Source organism: Burkholderia ubonensis, from assembly GCF_001718695.1.
GTDB classification, from domain to species: domain Bacteria; phylum Pseudomonadota; class Gammaproteobacteria; order Burkholderiales; family Burkholderiaceae; genus Burkholderia; species Burkholderia ubonensis_B.
The window spans coordinates 325,281-346,296 of the sequence record NZ_CP013420.1; the positions used below are offsets into that span (position 1 = coordinate 325,281).

Consider the following 21,016-nt stretch of genomic DNA (forward strand, 5'->3'; position numbering starts at 1 on the left):
GCGGCACGCGCAGCAAACGGGCCGAGCGCCCGAACGAACCAAGATGGCTTTACTGCAAATTTCCGAACCGGGCATGGCGCCGGCGCCGCACCAGCGGCGACTCGCCGTCGGGATCGATCTCGGCACGACGAATTCGCTCGTCGCGGCCGTGCGCAACAGCGTGCCCGAAGTGCTGCCGGACGAAGCCGGCCGCGTGCTGCTGCCGTCGGTGGTGCGTTACCTCGAGAAGGGCGGCCGCCGCATCGGCCACGACGCGAAGGAACAGGCCGCGACCGACCCGCGCAACACGATCGTGTCGGTCAAGCGCTTCATGGGCCGCGGCAAGGCCGAAGTCGAGGGCGCGGCGAACGCGCCGTACGAATTCGTCGACGCGCCGGGCATGGTGCAGATTCGCACCGTCGACGGCGTGAAGAGCCCGGTCGAGGTGTCGGCCGAGATTCTCGCGACGCTGCGCTATCGCGCGGAAGACACGCTCGGCGACGAGCTGGTCGGCGCTGTGATCACGGTGCCCGCGTACTTCGACGACGCGCAGCGCCAGGCGACCAAGGACGCCGCGCGTCTCGCGGGCCTGAACGTGCTGCGCCTGCTGAACGAGCCGACCGCGGCGGCGATCGCCTACGGCCTCGATAACGCTGCCGAAGGCCTGTACGCGGTCTACGACCTCGGCGGCGGCACGTTCGACCTGTCGATCCTGAAGCTGACGAAGGGCGTGTTCGAAGTGCTCGCAGCGGGCGGCGATTCGGCGCTCGGCGGCGACGATTTCGATCATGCGCTGTTCGGCCATGTGCTCGCGCAGGCCGGGATCGATGCGAACACGCTCGCGCCCGAGGACGTGCGCCTGCTGCTCGACCGCGTGCGGCTGCTCAAGGAAGCGCTGTCCGCGGCGCCGCAGGCGTCGCTCGACGTGACGCTGTCGAGCGGCGCGCATCTGGTGCAGACGGTTACGCACGATGCGTTCGCCGCGCTCGTCGAGCCGCTCGTGCAGCGCACGCTGACGCCGACCCGCAAGGCGCTGCGCGACGCGCAGGTCACGCCGGCCGACATCAAGGGCGTGGTGCTCGTCGGCGGCGCGACGCGCATGCCGGTGATCCGCGACGACGCGGTCGCGAAGCATTTCGGCCAGCCGCCGCTCGTGAATCTCGATCCGGATCAGGTCGTCGCGCTCGGCGCGGCGATCCAGGCTGACCTGCTCGCCGGCAATCGCGGCGGCGGCGACGACTGGCTGCTGCTTGACGTGATTCCGCTGTCGCTCGGCGTGGAGACGATGGGCGGCCTCGTCGAGAAGATCATCCCGCGCAATTCGACGATCCCGATCGCGCGCGCGCAGGAATTCACGACCTTCAAGGACGGCCAGACCGCGATGGCGATCCACGTCGTGCAGGGCGAGCGCGAGCTCGTCGCCGACTGCCGGTCGCTCGCGCGTTTCGAGCTGCGCGGCATCCCGCCGATGACGGCCGGCGCGGCGCGGATTCGCGTGACCTATCAGGTCGACGCGGACGGCCTGCTGTCGGTGTTCGCGCGCGAACAGCATTCGGGCGTCGAGGCGTCGGTCGTCGTGAAGCCGTCGTACGGTCTCGCCGACGACGACATCGCGAAGATGCTCGAAGAGAGCTTCAAGACCGCCGAGATCGACATGCGGGCACGCGCGTTGCGCGAGGCGCAGGTCGAGGCCGAGCGGATGATCGAGGCGACGGAAGCCGCGCTCGCCGCCGACGGCGAGCTGCTCGACGCCGCGGAGCGCGCGGAAGTCGATGCGCGCGTGGCGGCGCTGCGCACGGTTGCGCAGGGTGACGATACCGACGCGATCGAAGCGGCGACCAAGGCGCTGGCCGAAGGCACCGACGAATTCGCCGCGCGCCGGATGGACAAGAGCATCAAGCGCGCGCTGGCGGGCCGCCGGCTCGACGAGATCTGAACGAAGGACTTGCACGCCGGCCATCGACGGCCGGCGTTATGATGAATCGTGCGGCGCAAGTTGCCGCACCTGACTGACGGAACGGACATGCCTCAACTGGTGGTGCTGCCTCACGTCGAACTGTGCCCGGAAGGCGCGGTGATCGACGCGACGCCCGGCAAGAGTATCTGCGACAACCTGCTCGACAACGGCATCGAGATCGAGCACGCATGCGAGAAGTCGTGCGCATGCACGACGTGCCACGTGGTGATCCGCGAGGGCTTCAACGATCTGGAGCCGTCCGAGGAGGACGAGGACGACCTGCTCGACAAGGCGTGGGGCCTCGAGCCGACGTCGCGTCTGTCGTGCCAGGCGATCGTGCAGGAAGATTCGGACCTGGTGGTCGAGATTCCGAAGTACTCGATCAACCACGCGAAGGAAAATCACTGACAGGAACAGGAGGCAGGCGATGAAATGGACCGATTCGCGCGAGATCGCGATCGCGCTGGCGGACAAGCATCCGGACATCGATCCGCAGCGGATCAATTTCGTCGACCTGCGCCAGTGGGTGCTCGAACTCGACGGCTTCGACGATGATCCGAAGCATTCCGGCGAGAAGATCCTCGAAGCGATCCAGGCGCACTGGATCGACGAATCCGACTTCGACGAAGAAGACTGAGCGTCGTTAAACCGTCGCCCGCCCATGCAAAAAGGCTCGTGAATCCTCACGAGCCTTTTTTCGTTTCAGCGCGACGGCGCGGGTGACCGTGCCGCGTTACGTGCCGACGTTACGCGCCGACCAGCGTACCGTTCTCGATCCGCACGCGCTGCCCTTGGCCGAACGGCGGCGGGTTGTGGTACGTGAACGTGCGGGTCGTGCCGTTCTGCATCTGCACCTGCACCTGATAGTCGGTTTCGCTGCGGACCTGTTTCTCGACCTGGTTGCCCGCGAGGCCGCCGCCAAGTGCGCCGAGCAGCGTCATCGCGGTACGGCCGTTGCCGTGACCGAACTGGTTGCCGAGCAGGCCGCCCGCCGCCGCGCCGCCCACTGCGCCAATGCCCGTACTCTGGCCCGGCGTGCGCACCTGGTTGATCGCGACGACCGTGCCGCACGTCTGGCAATAGGCCGGCTGCGCGGGCGCGCCCGACTGCTGCGCATACTGCGGCGGCTGCGGCGCCGGGGCACGGCGGTGGTGCGTGGCCGCCGGGCGCGGAGCCGGCTTCGGCTCGGCCTGCGCGAGGGCCTTTTGCTGCTCGGCCTTCTGCTGCGCCGCTTCCTGCTCGGCTTGCGCGGCACGCGCGGCGCTGGCCGCCGCCGCCGTATCGACGGCCGGCTGCGAGGCAATCAGCGCTGCCTGCGTCTGGCCGTTCTGCGCGTCGCCGCTGGTGGCCTTCGGGAACAGGCCGGTGACGGCCGCCGTCGCCGCGAGGCTCGCGATGATGACGGCGCCCGCCGCGGTCGCGACGAGCGGGTGGAGGCGTTGCTTTTGCGGCGTGGTTTGATTCTGGTTGTCCATATTCTTCTCCGGTGTCGATTCGGCCGGCAATAGCGCGGCGGCCGGATCCCACGCTCGGGAGCGATCGGACGTGGCGTGCGATGCCGCGTTCCGGTCCCGTGGTCATGCGTGGTGACGCAACAGGAGTGTCGTCGACGCGCGCTGCGCGCACCGTATCAAGGTGTAACCAATTGAAGCAGCGCGTTGGCGGCCGATCTCGGGAAAACCCGAGGCAAGCCGTCGCGGCGAGGAAATAAAACGGGGAGGGAGCGAATGCCGGCGAGCGCCGGCAGGCGGGATTTACGCGCGGTTACAAAGCCGTCGCCTGCGCGCCGCAGGGCGCGCAGGCGAAGCGGATCAGTCTTCGCGGCGCAGGTGGGGGAACAGCAGCACGTCGCGGATCGTCGGGCTGTCGGTCAGCAGCATCACGAGACGGTCGATGCCGATCCCGCAGCCGCCCGTCGGAGGCATCCCGTATTCGAGCGCGCGGATGTAGTCGGCGTCGAAGAACATCGCTTCCTCGTCGCCGGCGTCCTTCTGCTCGACCTGCTTCCTGAAGCGCGCGGCCTGGTCTTCCGGATCGTTCAGCTCCGAGAAGCCGTTCGCGATTTCGCGGCCGGTCATGAACAGCTCGAAGCGCTCGGTGATGCCCGGCACCGTGTCCGACGCGCGTGCGAGCGGCGACACCTCGACCGGGTAGTCGATGATGTACGTCGGCTCCCACAGCTGCGCTTCGGCGGTTTCCTCGAACAGCGCGAGCTGCAGCGCGCCGATGCCGGCGTTCAGGAACGCCGGCTGCGTGACGTCGACGCCGAGGCGCTTCAGTTCGCTGCGCAGGAACGCGTCGTCCGACAGCTGGCCGTCGGTGTACTGCGGCGCGTACTTCTGGATCGCCTGCGTGATCGTCAGGCGGTGGAACGGCTTCGCGAGGTCGAGCTCGCGCCCCTGGTACTGGATCGTCGCGGTGCCGAGCGCATCGATCGCCGCCTGGCGGATCAGCTGCTCGGTGAAGTCCATCAGCCAGCGGTAGTCGGTGTACGCGGCGTAGAACTCCATCATCGTGAATTCCGGGTTGTGGCGCGGCGACACGCCTTCGTTCCGGAAATTGCGGTTGATTTCGAACACGCGCTCGAAGCCGCCGACGATCAGGCGCTTCAGGTACAGCTCCGGCGCGATGCGCAGGAACATCTGCATGTCGAGCGCGTTGTGGTGCGTGACGAACGGCTTCGCGGCCGCGCCGCCCGGGATCGGGTGCAGCATCGGCGTCTCGACTTCCATGAAGTCGGCCGTGTCCATGAACTTGCGGATCGATGCGATCGTCTTGGTGCGCGCGCGGAACGTGTCGCGCGTTTCCGGCGTGACGATCAGGTCGACGTAGCGCTGGCGGTAGCGCATTTCCTGGTCGGCGAGACCATGGAACTTGTCCGGCAGCGGGCGCAGCGCCTTCGACAGCAGGCGCAGTTCCTTGCACTGGACCGACAACTCGCCCTTGTTGGTGCGGAACAGCACGCCGCGCGCGGCGACGATGTCGCCGAGGTCCCACTTCTTGAACGCGTCGTAGGTTTCCGCGCCGACGTCGTTCGGCGTCACGAAGAACTGGATCTGGCCCGAACCGTCCTGCACCGTCGCGAAGCTCGCCTTGCCCATCACGCGCTTGAGCATCATGCGGCCGGCAACCGCCACCTCGACCGGGTTCGCTTCGAGCGCGGCCTTGTCCGAGTCGGCGAACTTCGCCTGCAGATCGGCCGCGTGATGCGTCGGCTGGAAATCGTTCGGGTAGGCGACGCCTTGCTCGCGCAATGCGCGCAGCTTCTCGCGGCGCTCGGCGATGATCTGGTTTTCGTCCGCCGCGACGGCGGGCTGCGTTTGGGTCGGTTCGGTCATGATGGTCGGAATTCGGGGTGGGTGCGGCAACGCAAACGGGGAGGGCAAGGGTGGCGCGACCCGGCCGGGCCGTGCCGCGGCGCTTACACGCCCTGTTTGAGGCTCGCGCTGATGAAGTCGTCGAGATCGCCGTCGAGCACCGCTTTCGTGTTGCTCATTTCGACGTTCGTGCGCAGGTCCTTCACGCGGCTCTGGTCGAGCACGTACGAGCGGATCTGGTGGCCCCAGCCCACGTCGGTCTTGCTCGACTCGAGCTTGTCCTGCTCGGCCTGGCGCTTGCGCATCTCGGCTTCGTACAGGCGCGACTTCAGCATCGCCATCGCTTCGGCGCGGTTGCGGTGCTGCGAGCGGTCGTTCTGGCACTGCACGACGATGCCGGTCGGCATGTGCGTGATCCGCACCGCCGAGTCGGTCTTGTTGATGTGCTGGCCGCCCGCGCCCGATGCGCGGTACGTGTCGATGCGCAGGTCGGCCGGGTTGACCTCGACTTCGATCGAGTCGTCGATCTCCGGATACACGAACACCGACGAGAACGACGTGTGGCGGCCGCCCGACGAGTCGAACGGCGACTTGCGCACGAGGCGGTGGATGCCGGTTTCGGTGCGCAGGAAGCCGTATGCGTATTCGCCCGAGACCTTGACCGTCGCGTTCTTGATGCCGGCGACGTCGCCGTCGGACTCTTCCAGCACTTCGGCCTTGAAGCCCTTGCGCTCGCAGTAGCGCAGGTACTGGCGCAGCAGCATCGACGCCCAGTCGCACGCTTCGGTGCCGCCGGCGCCGGCCTGGATGTCGATGAAGCAGTTGTTCGGGTCGGCCGGGTTCGAGAACATCCGGCGGAACTCGATGTCGCCGACGCGCGCCTCGAGCTTCGCGGCGTCTTCCTCCGACGCGACGAGGGTGTCTTCGTCGTTTTCCTCGCGGGCCATCTCGAACAGGTCGAGCGCATCGCGCAGGTCGCTATCGAGCGCCGTCAGCGTCATGACGACGCCCTCGAGCAGCTTCTTTTCGCGGCCGAGCGCCTGAGCGTTCTTCGAATCGTTCCAGACGTTCGGGTCTTCGAGTGCCTTGTTGACTTCGGTCAGACGCGCAGCTTTGGCGTCGTAGTCAAAGATACCCCCGAAGCTCGCCCGCGCGGTTGCGCAGGTCGAGCAGGGAGCTTTCGATCGCGTTGAGACGTTCCGCTTCCATGATCGTTTCGCTTTTCGTGCTTCGTAAAAAAGCGGAATTATAGCCGATCGGGGCGGCCTCCCGGTGACGCCGGCAGGGGGCGCACGCTCGTCCGCGCCCCGCCGGACGAGGCGGCGCGCGGTACGGGGCGCGTTCAGGCGCCCACTCAGGCGCCCGCGTGCTCGACGATCAGCTGCACGCGCGTGACGCCGTTCCACGTGTCGGCGACGAGGCGGTATGCGATGAGCGCGCTCGCCGGCAGCGGCTCCGTGCGGTTGAACCAGATCGCGTTGAAGCGCTGGCGGCCGCGCGCGAGCTGCAGCTTCAGGTGCTTGTCCTTCACGAGGGACTGCGACACGACGTCGAATTCGCCCGAGAACAGCGGGGCCGGAAAGCCCTGGCCCCAGACGGCCTCGTCGAGCAGCCCGACGAACTGCGGCGTGAAGTACGCGTCCTCGAGCTCGCCGTCGGTCTCGATCACGCGGGCGAGCGCGTCGTCCGACAGCCATTCGCGCGCGACCGCCTCGAACGCGGCCGCGAAGCGCGGCACGTTCGCGGTGTCGAGCGTGACGCCGGCCGCCATCGCGTGGCCGCCGAACGCGACGAGCAGGTCCGGCTCGCGCTTCGACACCAGGTCGAGCGCGTCGCGCAGGTGGAAGCCGGGGATCGATCGCCCCGAGCCCTTGACGCGCGCGCCGTGCTCGTCCGCGTGCGCGAACGTGAACGACGGCCGGTGGAATTTTTCCTTCAGGCGTCCGGCGACGATGCCGATCACGCCCTGGTGCCATTCGGGATTGAAGAGGGTGATCGTGCACGCGTCGGCCGGATCGACGTCGGCGAGATCGGCGAGCGCCTGCTGCTGCATCCCGGCCTCGATTTCACGGCGCTCGCGGTTCATCGTGTCGAGCTGCTGCGCGAGCTCCCACGCGCGGCCGACGTCGTCGGTGATCAGGCACTCGATGCCGAGCGACATGTCGGACAGCCGGCCGGCGGCGTTCAGCCGCGGGCCGAGGCCGAAGCCGAGGTCGAAGCCCGACGCGGTGCGGGCGTCGCGGGCGGCCGCGCGGAACAGCGCGGCGACGCCCGGCTGCATCCGGCCGTTGCGGATGCGCTGCAGCCCCTGAGCGACCAGCACGCGGTTGTTGCCGTCGAGCCGCACGACGTCGGCGACGGTGCCGAGCGCGACGAGGTCGAGCAGGCCGTCGAGGCGCGGCTCGGCCTCCTTGCCGGCGAATGCGCCGCGGCGGCGCAGCTCGGCACGCAGCGCGAGCAGCACGTAGAACATCACGCCGACGCCGGCGATGTGCTTGCTCGGGAACGCGCAGCCCGGCTGGTTCGGGTTGACGATCGCGCGCGCGGCGGGCAGCGCGTCGCCGGGCAGGTGGTGGTCCGTGACCAGCACGTCGATCCCGCGCGCGTTCGCGGCTTCGACGCCCGCGACGCTCGCGATGCCGTTGTCGACGGTGATCAGCAGGTCCGGCTTGCGCGCGGCCGCCAGCTCGACGATCTCGGGCGTGAGGCCGTAGCCGTACTCGAAGCGGTTCGGCACCAGATAGTCGATCTGCGCGCCGAACATCCGCAGCCCGCGCACCGCGACCGCGCAGGCGGTCGCGCCGTCGCAGTCGTAGTCGGCGACGACGAGCAGGCGCCGCTTGCCGGCGATCGCGTCGGCGAGCAGCGCGGCCGCGTCGGCGCAGCCTTTCAGTTCGGTGGGCGGGACGAGGCGCGCGAGCGCGGTCTCGATGTCGGACGGGGATTGCACGCCGCGCGCGGCATACAGGCGCGCGAGCACCGGGTGCAGGCCGTGGCGCGCGAGCGCTTCGGCGTCGGCGGGCGCGACGGGGCGGGTAACGATGCGGGTCATGAGGTAGCTTTATTCGAACAGGGACGCGAGCGCACGGCGGCGCCAGAACTTGCGCAGGTCGCCGCGCGTCGCGCGCAGGGTCGCCGAGCCGGTGTCGCCGCACAGCGTGACGTCGACGCGCGCCAGTTCGCCGCGCTGCAGCGCGGCGAGGGCGGGCGCGAACCAGTCGCGCTCCATCGCGCCGAGCGCGTCGTGCCAGCTCGCCCAGTCCTGTTCGATGAATGGGGTCGTGAGCGCCGACAGCTCGACGAGCGTCGCGCCGTCGGCGGCGGCGAGCTGGCCGAACGCGGCGGGCGGCGCGCCGGCGTCGGCCCGGGCCGCGCGCGCGAGGCCGAGCGCCGCGGGCGCGGTGGACAGCACCCGCGCGAACGGCCGGCCGACGGGCTTCAGCGTGCCCTGCGCATGGAACCAGATCGAATTCACGGCGGGCAGGCCGCGCGACTCGCGCGCCTCGTTGACCGGATGCTGGAACCAGGCCATCTGCACTTCGTTCTGCAGCTTCATCCAGATCCGCGAGCGTTCGCCTGTGTGCGCCTCGTGCGGCAGCCAGATCTCGATGTTGCGGCCGCTCGCGCGCAGCGGCGCGGCGCCGGCCAGGTGGCGGAACTGTTCGCTCGACAGGTACCAGCGGTGCGGGCTGGGCGCTTCGAGCCGGACCCCGAGCTCCTCGATCAGCGGGCGCGCGACCGCGAGCAGCGCGGCCGCCTCGCCGTCGTCCAGCTCGAGCGCGGCCGGATCGACGAGCACGAGATGGTCGTGCGCGATCTCGACGTGCACGGGTTCCACGCAGGCCCAGGCCTGGTCGCCCGGGTCGCCGCCGTCGGCGAGCAGCATGTAGGGCGCGAGCGGCGCCTCGTCGGCGGCATTGCCCTGGGCCGCGCCGAACTGGCGGGCGAGCCAGCGCTCGTGCGGCAGCGTGCGCTGGAAGTCCTCGCCGGCCACGCGCTCGACGAGGCTCGCGCGCGACAGCAACTTTTCGAGCGCGGGACTGTCCAGCGTGTGCAGGGACGAGGCCGCATCGGCCGCCGACGGCAGCGCGAACGGAACGAGAAAATGGAGGCGTCGGTCGTGCATGATGGTGCGCATTGTATGGCAAACTGCGCGCGTGTTCGGGCGGGCCGACGGCCCGCTCGCGCCCGGCGGCCGGTTTTGCCCCCGCCCGGGCGGGCGGCGACCGGACTCGCGGGCCGCTTCCCATGCCGCAACCAGCAGAAAGGATTCGCTTGAAACTTCCGTACGAATGGCAGATCGGCTGGCGCTACACGCGCGCCGGCAAACGCACGACCGGCAACGGCTTCATTTCCTTCATCGCGCTCGTGTCGATGCTCGGCATCGCGCTCGGCGTCGCGGCGCTGATCGTCGTGCTGTCGGTGATGAACGGCTTCCAGAAGGAGGTGCGCGACCGGATGCTGTCGGTGCTCGCGCACGTCGAGGTGTTCTCGCCGACGGGCCAGATGCCCGACTGGCAGCTGACCGCGCAGGAGGCGCGCCGCAACCCGTCGGTGACCGGCGCGGCGCCGTACGTCGAGGCGCAGGCGCTGCTCACGCGCCAGGACGCGGTGAGCGGCGTGATGCTGCGCGGCATCGAGCCGTCGCTCGAGCCGCAGGTGTCGGCAATCGGCAAGGACATGAAGGCGGGCCAGCTCACCGCGCTCGTGCCCGGCCAGTTCGGCATCGTGCTCGGCGATGCGCTCGCCGGCAATCTCGGCGTGACGGTCGGCGACAAGGTCACGCTGGTCGCGCCCGAAGGCACGATCACGCCGGCCGGGATGCTGCCGCGGCTGAAGCAGTTCACGGTCGTCGGCGTGTTCGAGTCGGGGCACTACGAATACGACAGCACGCTCGCGATGATCGACATCCGCGACGCCGAGGCGCTGTTCCGCCTGAGCGCGCCGACCGGCGTGCGGCTGCGGGTGAAGGACATGCAGAAGGCGCCGGACGTGGCGGTCGAGCTGTCGCATTCGCTGTCCGGCAGCCTGTACATCCGCGACTGGACCCAGCAGAACAAGACCTGGTTCTCGGCGGTGAAGATCGAGAAGCGGATGATGTTCATCATCCTGACGCTGATCATCGCGGTGGCGGCGTTCAACCTCGTGTCGTCGCTCGTGATGACGGTGACCAACAAGCAGGCCGATATCGCGATCCTGCGCACGCTCGGCGCGCAGCCGGGCTCGATCATGAAGATCTTCGTCGTGCAGGGCGTGACGATCGGCTTCTCCGGCACCGCGCTCGGCATCGCGCTCGGCTGCCTGATCGCGTGGAGCATCCCGTGGCTGATCCCGATGATCGAGCATGCGCTCGGCGTGCAGTTCCTGCCGTCGTCGGTGTACTTCATCAGCGAGCTGCCGTCCGAGCTCGTCGCGAGCGACGTGATCCGGATCGGCGTGATCGCGTTCGCGCTGTCGGCCGTCGCGACGCTCTACCCGAGCTGGCGCGGCGCGAAGGTCAAGCCGGCGGAGGCGCTGCGCTATGAATGACCGCGCCGCCGCTGTCGCGGCTTCTCGACCCCATTACAACAACCAGGATTCGGCGGGTATGCAGGATTACGTGCTTCAGGCGCGCGGCATCACGAAGGCGTTCGTGCAGGGCGGCTTCAACGTGCAGGTGCTCAACAATACCGAGCTGTCGGTGCGGCGCGGCGAGAAGCTCGCCGTCGTCGGCGCGTCGGGCTCCGGCAAGAGCACGCTGCTGCACGTGCTCGGCGGTCTCGACGAGCCGAGTGCGGGCGAGGTGTCGCTGCTCGGCAAGCCGTTCACGCAGCTCGGCGAGCGCGAGCGCAACGACCTGCGCAACCGGGCGCTGGGGTTCGTCTACCAGTTCCACCATCTGCTGCCCGAATTCAGCGCGCTCGACAACGTCGCGATGCCGCTGCGCATCCGCCGGATGACGGCCGAGGACGCGCGCCGCGGAAGCGCAGGCGATGCTCGAGCGCGTCGGCCTCGGCGCGCGCGCGAAGCATCGTCCGGGCGAGCTGTCGGGCGGCGAGCGTCAGCGCGTCGCGATCGCGCGCGCGCTGGTGACGAAGCCCGCGTGCGTGCTCGCCGACGAGCCGACCGGCAACCTCGACGGCGGAACCGCCGACACGGTGTTCAACCTGATGCTCGAATTGTCGGAGACGCTGAACACGAGCTTCGTGATCGTCACGCACGATACCGATCTCGCCGGGCGCTGCGACCGCATCATGCGGCTGCGCGACGGCGTGCTGCACGAAGAGCCGGCGCAGCCGGCGTGAGCGCACGCTCGCGCCGCATGCGCGGCCGGGCGACGCATCGCGACGGAGGAGGGAAGCTAGCCATGTGGATCGATACGCATTGCCATCTCGATGCCGCCGAATTCGATGCCGACCGCGACGCGGTCGCGCAGGCGGCGCGCGACGCGGGCGTGGCGCGCATCGTGATCCCGAGCGTCGGGCGCGACAACTTCGCGACGGTGCGCGAACTCGCGCATCGCACGCCGGGCGCGGTCTATGCGCTCGGCATCCATCCGATGTATACGCCGCATGCGCGCGACGGCGATCTCGACCGGCTGCGCATGGAAATCGAAGCGAGTCTCGACGATCCGCGCTTCGTCGCGATCGGCGAGATCGGTCTCGACTACTTCGTGCCCGGGCTCGACGAAGACCGGCAGCAGTTCTTCTATCAGGGCCAGCTGAAGCTCGCACGCGAGTTCGACCTGCCGGTGCTCTGCCACGTGCGCAAGTCGCAGGACCGCGTGCTCGCGGGGCTGCGCCGTTTCGGCGTGCGGCGCGGCATCGCGCACGCGTTCAACGGCAGTTTCCAGCAGGCCGATGCGTATCTCGCGCAGGGCCTGCATCTCGGCTTCGGCGGCAACGTCACGTTCACGCGCGCGCTGCAGATCCGGCGGCTCGCGACGCAGTTGCCGGTCGATGCGCTCGTCGTCGAAACGGATGCGCCCGATATCGCGCCCGAGTGGGCGTACCAATCCCGCAACACGCCGGACCAGGTGCCGCGCATCGGCGACGTGCTCGCCGAACTGCGCGGCATCGACCCCCACGCGCTGTCCCTATCCACAACGGCCAACGCGCTCGCCGCGCTGCCGCGCCTCGCACTTTCGTCCGCATAATCGTCGTCACGTGGTGCGCGCGCCGATGACGGCGGCGCCGGATGGACGAAGGAGGCGCGATGCGCGTGTGGTGGGTGGCGTTCGCGTTCGGCGTCGCCGTGCTGCAGCGGCAGGCGGCGCTGCCGGGGGCGGGCGGCTGGGCCGGCGCGGCGATCATGGTGGCCGTATGCGGGGCGGCGTACGTCGGGTCGGCGCGGTGCGCTCGGAGCCGCCCGCTCGTCGCGCTCCGTTGGGTGCTTTGTGCGTGCATCGCGTCTGCAGTCGGCTTCGGCTATGCGGCCGCCCGCGCCGAATGGCGGCTGCGCGATGGGCTGCCCGTCGAGTGGGAAGGGCGGGACATCGTCGTCACGGGCGTGATCCGCGGCTTGCCGGCCATCGACGAAACCGGTGCGCGGCTGCTGCTCGCGGTCGAGTCGAACGATGCGGCGCTGGCCCGCTTCGCGCCGCTGATCCGCTTGTCGTGGCGCAGCTACGGTGAGCCCGCAGCGCGCGGCACGCTGCCCGCGTTGCACGGCGGGCAGCGCTGGCGGCTCGTCGCGCGCATGAAGCGGCCGCATGGCGAAGCGAATCCCGGCGTGCGCGACAGCGAGGCGGCGTGGCTCGGCGCGGGGATTCGCGCGCTCGGCTACGTCGTCGCGCCCGAGCGCGCAATCTTGCTCGACGAGCGAGCATCGGGATGGCTTGCGTCGATTGACCGGATGCGCGACACGCTGCGCATGCGCATCGGCGATGCGCTCGGCGACGACGCGCGCCATCGCGGCATCATTACCGCGCTCGCGGTCGGCGATCAAGCCGCGATCGGCGGCGACGACTGGCGCGTGCTGCGCAATACCGGCACCAGCCATCTGGTGGCGATCTCGGGCCTGCACGTCGGCTTCGTCGGCGCGCTCGCGGGCGGGATCGCGTCGCTCGTGTGGCGGCGTCTGCGCTGGCGCCGGCGCGCCGTTACGCTGGCGGTGCCGGCGCCTTACGCGGCGTCGCTGGCATCGCTCGCGGCCGCCGGCGGCTACGCGGCGCTGGCCGGTTTCAACGTGCCGGCGCAGCGGTCGTGGTGGATGATCGCAACCGCAGCGGTGGCCTATCTCGCCGGGCGCAGCGCGCCGACATCCGCGGTGCTGTGCGCGGCGCTGGGCGCCGTGCTGCTGGCCGATCCGTGGGCGGTGCTGTCGGCCGGTTTCTGGCTGTCGTTCGGCGCGGTCGCCGTCATCCTGCTGGCCGTGTCGGGCTGGCGAGCGACGCCGGAAATCGAACGCGCTGACGACGGCGCTGACGACGGCGCTGACGACGGCGCTGGCGACGGCGCTGGCGACGGCAGCAGCGACGCGACGCAGCAGCGTGTTGCGCAGGATCGCCGGCGCGTGCTTCACGCATGGTGCAAGCGTGCAGCGCAGCGGCTCGCGGACGCGACCCGCGTGCAATACGCGGTCACGATCGGGCTCGCGCCGCTGACGGCCGCATGGTTCGCGCAGATCTCCGTATCGGGGCCGCTCGCGAACGCATTCGCGATTCCGTGGGTCAGCAGCGTCGTCACGCCGATCGTGCTCGCGGGCATCGCGCTGCCCGCGCCGCTCGACGCGTACGCGTTCCGGCTCGCGCATGCGGCGCTCGGACCGATGATGACGCTGCTCCGCCATCTCGCCGACTGGCCGGCCGGCGTGTTCTGGCTGCCGATGCCGGACTGGCCGGTGCTGACGCTCGCCTGCGTGGGCGTCGCCTGGGTGCTGCTGCCGCGCGGCTGGCCGTTGCGCTGGGCCGCACCGCTCACCTGGCTGCCGCTCGTCGCGCCGGCGCCGGACCGGCCGCCGGAAGGCGGGTTCCGGCTGACCGTGGTCGACGTCGGGCAGGGCGCAGCGGTGCTGGTCGAGACCGCGCGCCGGACGCTGCTGTTCGATGCGGGGCCCGGGCCCGAGTCGACCCATGCCGGCACGCGGATCGTCGTGCCGGCATTGCGCGCACGCGGCATCCGCGTCGTCGATACGCTCGTCCTCAGTCATGGGGACGCCGATCATGCGGGCGGCGCGGCGGCCGTCTATGCCGGCACGGAGGTTCGCCAGCTGCTCGCCGGCATCGTGCCGCAACACCGGCTGTGGCGCGACGCGCAGGCGGCCGGCGTCACCGATCGCGTGCCCTGCGCGGCCGGCCAGCGGTGGACCTGGGACGGCGTCGTGTTCACGATGTTGTGGCCGTCCAGCATCGCATCGGGCCGGTCGAACGCGCAGTCGTGCGTGCTGCGCGTCGACGCGGGCGGCACGTCGGCGCTGCTGACGGGGGACATCGAGGCGCGCGTCGAGCGCCGGCTCGTCGACCCGGATCGCGCCGCGCTCGCCGCGCAGATCCTGGTCGTCGCGCATCACGGCAGCCGCACGTCGTCGGTCGAGCCTTTCCTCGATTCGGTCGGGCCGCGCGTCGCGGTATTTCCTGTAGGCTATCGCAATCGTTTCGGGCATCCGCACCGGACCGTTCTCGCGCGCTTCGCGGCGCGCGGGATCCCGTTGCCGCGCACCGATCGCGACGGCGCCGTGCGGTTCGACGTCGCGCCGTCGAACGGGGGTTTCACGTTCGAACGGTATCGCGAGGCGCGGCGACGTTACTGGATGGATCGGTGAGCGCCGCACCGAAGCGTCGAGCAAAAACAGGCCGCATCGGGTGCGCCAGCGCCGACGGCGCGGCACGGGGCGCGATAACGATGCGACGCGCGGCGCGTGCCGACACAGGAGACATCTGCATTTGAAGGACATCATCCATTTTTCGCACGCGAACGGCTTTCCGGCGTCGACGTACCGGACGATCTTCGCCGAACTGGCCGACGACTACGAGCTGCGCTACATCGAGCGGATCGGGCACGACCGGCGCTACCCGGTCACGCGCGACTGGCCGCACCTCGTCGAGCAGCTGCTCGACGACATCGGCGGCCGCTACGAGCGGCCGGTTTGGCTCGTCGGCCATTCGCTCGGCGGCTATCTGTCGCTGATGGCCGCGCTGAAGAAGCCGCAGTGGGTGCGCGGCGTGGTGATGCTGGATTCGCCGATCATCGCCGGCTGGCGCAGCGGCGCATTGCGCGCCAGCCAGTGGGCGGGGCTCGACGAGCGGCTGTCGCCGGCCGCGGCGACGCGCAACCGGCGCACGCGCTGGGCGAGCCGCGACGAAGCCTGGCGGCATTTCCGCGAGAAACCGGCGTTCGCGCGCTGGGACGAGCGGATGCTGGCCGACTACATCGACTACGGCATTCCGCCGGCGGCCGTCGACGGCGAGCGCGCGCTCGCGTTCGACCGGCAGGTCGAATATCTGATCTACCGGACCTTGCCGCATACGCTCGGCCCGCGGCTCGCGCACGGCACGCCGGTGCCGCTCGGCTTTCTCGCCGGCACGCACTCGCGCGAGGTGCGCCAGGTCGGGCTCGACGCCACGCGCCGCGCAACTCACGGGCGCATCGAATGGCTCGAAGGCAGTCACCTGTTCCCGATGGAGCGGCCGCTGGAGACGGCGCGCGCATTGCAGCGGATGCTGAATACGCTGCGCGCGGAAGAAGGGGCCGCCGTGTCCGCGCACGACGCCTGAAACGCGGCCCGGCCGCCCGCATCCGGCGCGTCAGGCTCGGCTGGCGCGGCACAGCGGGAAAGGGCGCAATCATCGCGTCAATTGCTGAGAGAAGCGCGGGCTTTACGGTATAATCCGTTTTTCCCGCGAGCATCCAGCGATGACCAAATATGTTTTCGTCACCGGCGGCGTAGTTTCTTCCCTCGGCAAGGGTATTGCCGCCGCCTCTCTCGCCGCGATCCTCGAATCGCGCGGTCTGAAAGTCACCCTCCTCAAACTCGATCCCTACATCAACGTCGACCCCGGCACGATGAGCCCGTTCCAGCACGGCGAAGTGTTCGTGACGGAAGACGGCGCGGAGACGGATCTCGACCTCGGCCACTATGAGCGCTTCATCAGCACGAAGATGCGCAAGGCCAACAACTTCACGACCGGCCAGATCTACGAATCGGTGATCCGCAAGGAACGCCGCGGCGACTATCTCGGCAAGACCGTGCAGGTGATTCCGCACATCACGAACGAGATCCAGGCGTTCATCGAGCGCGGGGCCGCGTCGGCCACCTGCGGCGAGCCGGACGTCGCGATCGTCGAGATCGGCGGCACGGTCGGCGACATCGAATCGCTGCCGTTCCTCGAGGCGGCGCGCCAGATGAGCCTGCGCCTCGGCCGCAACAGCGCGTGCTTCGTGCACCTGACGCTCGTGCCATACGTCGCGACGGCCGGCGAGCTGAAGACGAAGCCGACCCAGCACAGCGTGCAGAAGCTGCGCGAGATCGGCATCCTGCCGCACGTGCTGCTGTGCCGCGCGGATCGCCGCATCCCCGACGACGAATCGAAGAAGATCTCGATGTTCTCGAACGTGCCGGAAGACGCCGTGATCTCGGTGTGGGACGCCGACAGCATCTACAAGATTCCGCAGATGCTGCACGATCAGGGCCTCGACAAGATCATCTGCGACGAGCTGAAGCTGTCGCCGCACGACGCCGACCTCGCGATGTGGTCCGAGCTCGTCGAGAAGCTGGAGCACCCGAAGCACGAAGTGACGATCGGCATGGTCGGCAAGTACGTCGACCTGACCGAGTCGTACAAGTCGCTGATCGAAGCGCTGCGTCATGCGTCGATCCACACGTCGACGAAGGTCAACATCGAGTACATCGACTCGGAAGAGATCGAGGCGAACGGCGTCGACAGCCTGAAGCACCTGGATGCGGTGCTGGTGCCGGGCGGCTTCGGCCGTCGCGGCACGGAAGGCAAGATCGCGGCGATCCGCTATGCGCGCGAGGCGAAGGTGCCGTACCTCGGCATCTGCCTCGGCATGCAGCTCGCGGTGATCGAGTTCGCGCGCGACGTCGTCGGCCTGAAGCAGGCGAACAGCACCGAATTCGATCAGGAGACGCCGGAACGCGTCGTCGCGCTGATCACCGAGTGGTACGACCGCGAAGGCAAGGTCGAGAAGCGCACCGAGGAGTCCGATCTCGGCGGCACGATGCGTCTCGGCTCGCAGCGCTGCCCGATCAAGCCCGGCACGCTCGCGGAAGAGATTTACGGCAAGGACGTGAACGAACGTCACCGCCACCGTTATGAAGTCAATAACCGCTTCGTGCCCCAGCTCGAAAGCGGCGGCCTTATCATCAGCGCGCGCACCCCGAGCGAGGACCTGCCGGAAATGATGGAGCTGCCGCGCTCGATGCACCCGTGGTTCGTCGGCGTGCAGTTCCACCCGGAATTCACGTCCACGCCGCGTGACGGTCATCCTCTGTTCAAGTCGTTCGTCGAAGCCGCGCTGGCCGGCCAGCAGGCGCGCGCCGGAGTGAAAGCATGAAGCTGTGCGATTTCGAGGTCGGTCTCGACAAGCCGTTCTTCCTGATTGCGGGCACCTGTGTCGTCGAATCCGAACAGATGACGATCGATACGGCCGGCCGTCTGAAGGAAATCTGCGAGAAGCTGAACATCCCGTTCATCTACAAGTCGTCCTATGACAAGGCGAACCGCAGCTCGGGCAAGTCGTTCCGCGGCCTCGGAATGGACGAGGGGCTGCGCATCCTGTCCGAGGTGAAGCGCCAGCTCGGCCTGCCGGTGCTGACCGACGTGCATTCGATCGAGGAGATCGAGCAGGTCGCGTCGGTCGTCGACGTGCTGCAGACGCCCGCGTTCCTGTGCCGCCAGACCGACTTCATCCACGCGTGCGCGCGCTCGGGCAAGCCCGTCAACATCAAGAAGGGCCAGTTCCTCGCGCCGCACGACATGAAGAACGTGATCGACAAGGCGCGCGAAGCGGCCCGCGAAGCGGGGCTGTCGGAAGACCGCTTCATGGCGTGCGAGCGCGGCGTCTCGTTCGGCTACAACAACCTCGTGTCGGACATGCGTTCGCTCGCGATCATGCGCGAGACGGGCGCACCCGTCGTGTTCGACGCGACCCACTCGGTGCAGCTGCCGGGCGGGCAGGGCACGAGCTCGGGCGGCCAGCGCGAATTCGTGCCGGTGCTCGCGCGCGCGGCGGTCGCCACGGGCGTCGCGGGCCTGTTCATGGAAACGCACCCGAAGCCGGCCGAAGCGAAGTCGGACGGCCCGAACGCGGTGCCGCTCAACCGGATGGGCGCGCTGCTGGAGACGCTCGTCACGCTGGACCAGGCGGTGAAGCGCACCCCGTTCCTGGAAAACGATTTCAACTAAGAACGTATGAACCGCGGCGGCTTCGCGCGTCTGTAGCGAAAGCGGCTTTCGCGCACGCGCCGTCGCAGGATGAAGAATCCATCGTCATTCTCAGAGGAAACCCATGAGTGCAATCGTAGATATCATCGGCCGCGAGATTCTGGATTCGCGCGGCAACCCCACCGTCGAATGCGACGTGCTGCTCGAATCGGGCACGATGGGCCGCGCGGCGGTGCCGTCGGGCGCGTCCACCGGCTCGCGTGAAGCGATCGAGCTGCGCGACGGCGAAGCCGGCCGCTACAACGGCAAGGGCGTGCTGAAGGCGGTCGAGCACATCAACACCGAGATCTCCGAAGCCATCATGGGCCTCGACGCGTCGGAACAGGCGTTCCTCGACAAGACGCTGCTCGAGCTCGACGGCACCGACAACAAGTCGCGCCTCGGCGCGAACGCGATGCTGGCCGTGTCGATGGCTGTCGCGAAGGCCGCCGCGGAAGAGGCCGGCCTGCCGCTGTACCGCTACTTCGGCGGCTCGGGCGCGATGCAGCTGCCGGTGCCGATGATGAACATCGTCAACGGCGGCGCGCACGCGAACAACAGCCTCGACATCCAGGAATTCATGATCGTCCCGGTCAGCCAGCCGACGTTCCGTGAAGCCCTGCGTTGCGGCGCGGAAGTGTTCCACGCGCTGAAGAAGATCCTCAGCGACCGCGGCATGAGCACGGCGGTGGGCGACGAAGGCGGCTTCGCGCCGAACTTCGGCAGCAACGACGAGTGCCTGTCGACGATCCTGCAGGCGATCGAGAAGGCCGGCTACCGTGCGGGCGAAGACGTGCTGCTCGCGCTCGACTGCGCGGCATCCGAGTTCTACCACGACGGCAAGTACCAGCTCGCGGGCGAAGGCCTGCAGCTGTCGTCGGCCGAGTTCACCGACTACCTCGCGACGCTCGCCGACAAGTTCCCGATCGTGTCGATCGAGGACGGCATGCACGAAAGCGACTGGGACGGCTGGAAGCTGCTGACCGACCGTCTCGGCAAGAAGGTGCAACTGGTCGGCGACGACCTGTTCGTCACCAACACGCGCATCCTGAAGGAAGGCATCGAGAAGGGCATTGCGAACTCGATCCTCATCAAGATCAACCAGATCGGCACGCTGACCGAAACGTTCGCGGCGATCGAGATGGCGAAGCGCGCAGGCTATACGGCCGTGATCTCGCACCGCTCGGGCGAAACGGAAGATTCGACGATCGCGGACATCGCGGTCGGCCTGAACGCCGGCCAGATCAAGACGGGTTCGCTTTCGCGCAGCGACCGCATCTCGAAGTACAACCAGCTGCTGCGCATCGAGGAAGATCTCGGCGATATCGCGAGCTACCCGGGCAAGTCGGCGTTCTATAACCTGCGCTAACGCGCTACTATCGGGCTGGTTGCTTCGACGCCGCTCTGCGCGTGATGCGTGGAGCGGCGCTTCTTATATCTGCGTCTCCTACATGCGGCTTGTCACTGTCGTCCTGATTGCCTTGCTGGCGCTTATTCAGTACCCCCTATGGTGGGGGCATGGCGGCTGGCTGCGTGTGCACGAACTGCGTCAGCAGCTCGACAGCCAGTTGCAGAAGAACGCCGATGAAAAGCTGCGCAATGAGCGGACCGCGGGCGAAGTGCAGGATCTGCAGGGCGGCACGGCGGCCATCGAGGAGCGCGCGCGCTACGAGATGGGCATGGTGAAGGACGGCGAGGTGTTCGTGCAGTTCGTGTCGCCGAACGCGCAGGCCGCGCAGGCGGCGCCTGCCGCCAACACGCTGTCGAGCACGTCGACGCGCGGCGAAGTCTCCGCGGCGCCGGTGCGCGTCGTGCCGAATCCGCAGTCGACGGCCAAGCCGTCGCGGCATCATGGCGGCGAGAAGGGGAAGCAGCCGCATCATTGATTGCGGTGATGCGAGCCTGTTGAAAGAGCGCGGTAAATTCCGCGCTTTTTTATTTCCTGCCGATCAGCAATCGGGCCGTTGAAGGGCTTACCACCACCAGCCCGGATAGCCATAGCTGAAACCCGTGCCCCAGCCGTGCCCCCACCCGCCGCCGTAGTAACCGCCATAGTACGTGACGGGCGGCGGCGTGTAGTACGACCACGCGCGAATCGCGGCTTCGGCGGCAATGGCGTCGTTCTGTTCGCGCAGTACCTGCCGGTCGATCTCGTCGTAGCGCTTGCGCTCGGCGGGCGTCAGCGTCACCGGCTGGCCGGACGCGCGTTGTTCGGGCAGGCGGCTCAGGATCGTGGAGGCCGGCTGCACCGCGCAACCGGCGAGGACGAGCAGGCCGGCTGCGGCGCTCGTCAGCAACAAGGGGCGAAACAGGCGATTCATGTCCTTCTCCAGCGGCGCGCCGGCGACCGGCGACGGGACGGCGCGCTCGACGCTCGTGCGTCGTTCATTATGCGCCCGC

The 21,016-nt window shown here is 68.7% G+C and carries 17 protein-coding genes and 1 pseudogene; 12 read left to right on the plus strand and 6 right to left on the minus strand.

All coding sequences use genetic code 11. The features are described from left to right. Nucleotides 1–43: 43 nt before the first annotated feature. The 3 genes from hscA (at nt 44) to iscX (ending at nt 2,573) form a co-directional block, all read left to right on the plus strand. Nucleotides 44–1,915 carry a Fe-S protein assembly chaperone HscA gene (gene hscA, locus WJ35_RS01480; protein ID WP_069238645.1) on the plus strand — a complete coding sequence of 624 codons (1,872 nt, stop codon included), beginning with the start codon at nt 44–46 and terminating at the stop codon, nt 1,913–1,915. 87 nt (nt 1,916–2,002) lie between these two features. Continuing rightward, nucleotides 2,003–2,344 (plus strand): ISC system 2Fe-2S type ferredoxin, encoded by a 342-nt coding sequence (gene fdx, locus WJ35_RS01485; protein ID WP_010091956.1) that lies wholly within the window; start codon nt 2,003–2,005, stop codon nt 2,342–2,344. A gap of 19 nt (nt 2,345–2,363) precedes the next feature. Next, nucleotides 2,364–2,573, plus strand: a complete 210-nt coding sequence (gene iscX, locus WJ35_RS01490) for a Fe-S cluster assembly protein IscX (protein ID WP_010091957.1) — start codon at nt 2,364–2,366, stop codon at nt 2,571–2,573. 109 nt (nt 2,574–2,682) lie between these two features. Here iscX and WJ35_RS01495 read toward each other — a convergent pair whose 3' ends face one another. The 5 genes from WJ35_RS01495 to WJ35_RS01520 form a co-directional block, all read right to left on the minus strand. Next, on the minus strand, nt 2,683–3,411 hold the full coding sequence (locus tag WJ35_RS01495; RefSeq protein ID WP_069238646.1) for a glycine zipper 2TM domain-containing protein: 729 nt from the start codon (nt 3,409–3,411) through the stop codon (nt 2,683–2,685). Between the two features lie 336 nt (nt 3,412–3,747). Beyond that, nucleotides 3,748–5,274 carry a lysine--tRNA ligase gene (gene lysS, locus WJ35_RS01500; RefSeq protein ID WP_060238248.1) on the minus strand — a complete coding sequence of 509 codons (1,527 nt, stop codon included), beginning with the start codon at nt 5,272–5,274 and terminating at the stop codon, nt 3,748–3,750. A gap of 83 nt (nt 5,275–5,357) precedes the next feature. Then, nucleotides 5,358–6,462 (minus strand): peptide chain release factor 2 gene (gene prfB, locus WJ35_RS01505; RefSeq protein ID WP_096059334.1). Its coding sequence is split into 2 segments (ribosomal slippage): nt 5,358–6,380 and nt 6,382–6,462, totalling 1,104 coding nucleotides; the frame shifts between segments, so codons are not numbered across the junction. Nucleotides 6,463–6,607: 145 nt separating this feature from the next. Further along, the gene (gene recJ / locus WJ35_RS01515; protein ID WP_060238252.1) at nt 6,608–8,305 is read right to left on the minus strand and encodes a single-stranded-DNA-specific exonuclease RecJ; all 1,698 of its coding nucleotides are present in this window, start codon (nt 8,303–8,305) and stop codon (nt 6,608–6,610) included. 9 nt (nt 8,306–8,314) lie between these two features. Next, on the minus strand, nt 8,315–9,379 hold the full coding sequence (locus tag WJ35_RS01520; RefSeq protein ID WP_088580170.1) for a regulator: 1,065 nt from the start codon (nt 9,377–9,379) through the stop codon (nt 8,315–8,317). 149 nt (nt 9,380–9,528) lie between these two features. Between WJ35_RS01520 and WJ35_RS01525 the strand changes: the two genes are divergently transcribed. The 9 genes and pseudogenes from WJ35_RS01525 to ftsB all read left to right on the plus strand — a co-directional run bounded on the left by WJ35_RS01525 (nt 9,529) and on the right by ftsB (nt 20,502). Further along, on the plus strand, nt 9,529–10,782 hold the full coding sequence (locus tag WJ35_RS01525) for a lipoprotein-releasing ABC transporter permease subunit (protein ID WP_060238257.1): 1,254 nt from the start codon (nt 9,529–9,531) through the stop codon (nt 10,780–10,782). Continuing rightward, a pseudogene (gene lolD / locus WJ35_RS01530) lies at nt 10,775–11,537 on the plus strand (lipoprotein-releasing ABC transporter ATP-binding protein LolD). Before WJ35_RS01525 ends, lolD begins: the two are co-directional and overlap by 8 nt. Before the next feature lie 62 nt (nt 11,538–11,599). Then, a complete protein-coding gene (locus WJ35_RS01535) occupies nt 11,600–12,388 on the plus strand; it encodes a TatD family hydrolase (RefSeq protein WP_069238647.1) in 789 nt (262 codons plus the stop codon). Between the two features lie 59 nt (nt 12,389–12,447). Further along, nucleotides 12,448–14,994: a DNA internalization-related competence protein ComEC/Rec2 gene (locus tag WJ35_RS01540; protein WP_069239379.1), complete on the plus strand. Its 2,547-nt coding sequence runs from the start codon at nt 12,448–12,450 to the stop codon at nt 14,992–14,994. 121 nt (nt 14,995–15,115) lie between these two features. Continuing rightward, a complete protein-coding gene (locus tag WJ35_RS01545; RefSeq protein WP_060238265.1) occupies nt 15,116–15,946 on the plus strand; it encodes an alpha/beta fold hydrolase in 831 nt (276 codons plus the stop codon). Nucleotides 15,947–16,085: 139 nt separating this feature from the next. Beyond that, nucleotides 16,086–17,747, plus strand: coding sequence for a CTP synthase (locus WJ35_RS01550; protein WP_010091971.1), 1,662 nt, complete (start codon nt 16,086–16,088; stop codon nt 17,745–17,747). After that, on the plus strand, nt 17,744–18,598 hold the full coding sequence (gene kdsA, locus WJ35_RS01555) for a 3-deoxy-8-phosphooctulonate synthase (protein WP_010091972.1): 855 nt from the start codon (nt 17,744–17,746) through the stop codon (nt 18,596–18,598). Before WJ35_RS01550 ends, kdsA begins: the two co-directional genes overlap by 4 nt. Nucleotides 18,599–18,701: 103 nt before the next feature. Next, a complete protein-coding gene (gene eno, locus WJ35_RS01560; protein WP_006478406.1) occupies nt 18,702–19,985 on the plus strand; it encodes a phosphopyruvate hydratase in 1,284 nt (427 codons plus the stop codon). An 82-nt stretch (nt 19,986–20,067) separates the two neighbouring features. Next, complete coding sequence (gene ftsB / locus WJ35_RS01565; RefSeq protein WP_010091973.1) at nt 20,068–20,502, plus strand: cell division protein FtsB; 435 nt, start codon at nt 20,068–20,070, stop codon at nt 20,500–20,502. 87 nt (nt 20,503–20,589) lie between these two features. Here the strand turns inward: ftsB and WJ35_RS01570 are convergent, their stop codons facing one another. Beyond that, nucleotides 20,590–20,937 (minus strand): hypothetical protein, encoded by a 348-nt coding sequence (locus tag WJ35_RS01570; protein WP_060238267.1) that lies wholly within the window; start codon nt 20,935–20,937, stop codon nt 20,590–20,592. Nucleotides 20,938–21,016: the final 79 nt, after the last annotated feature.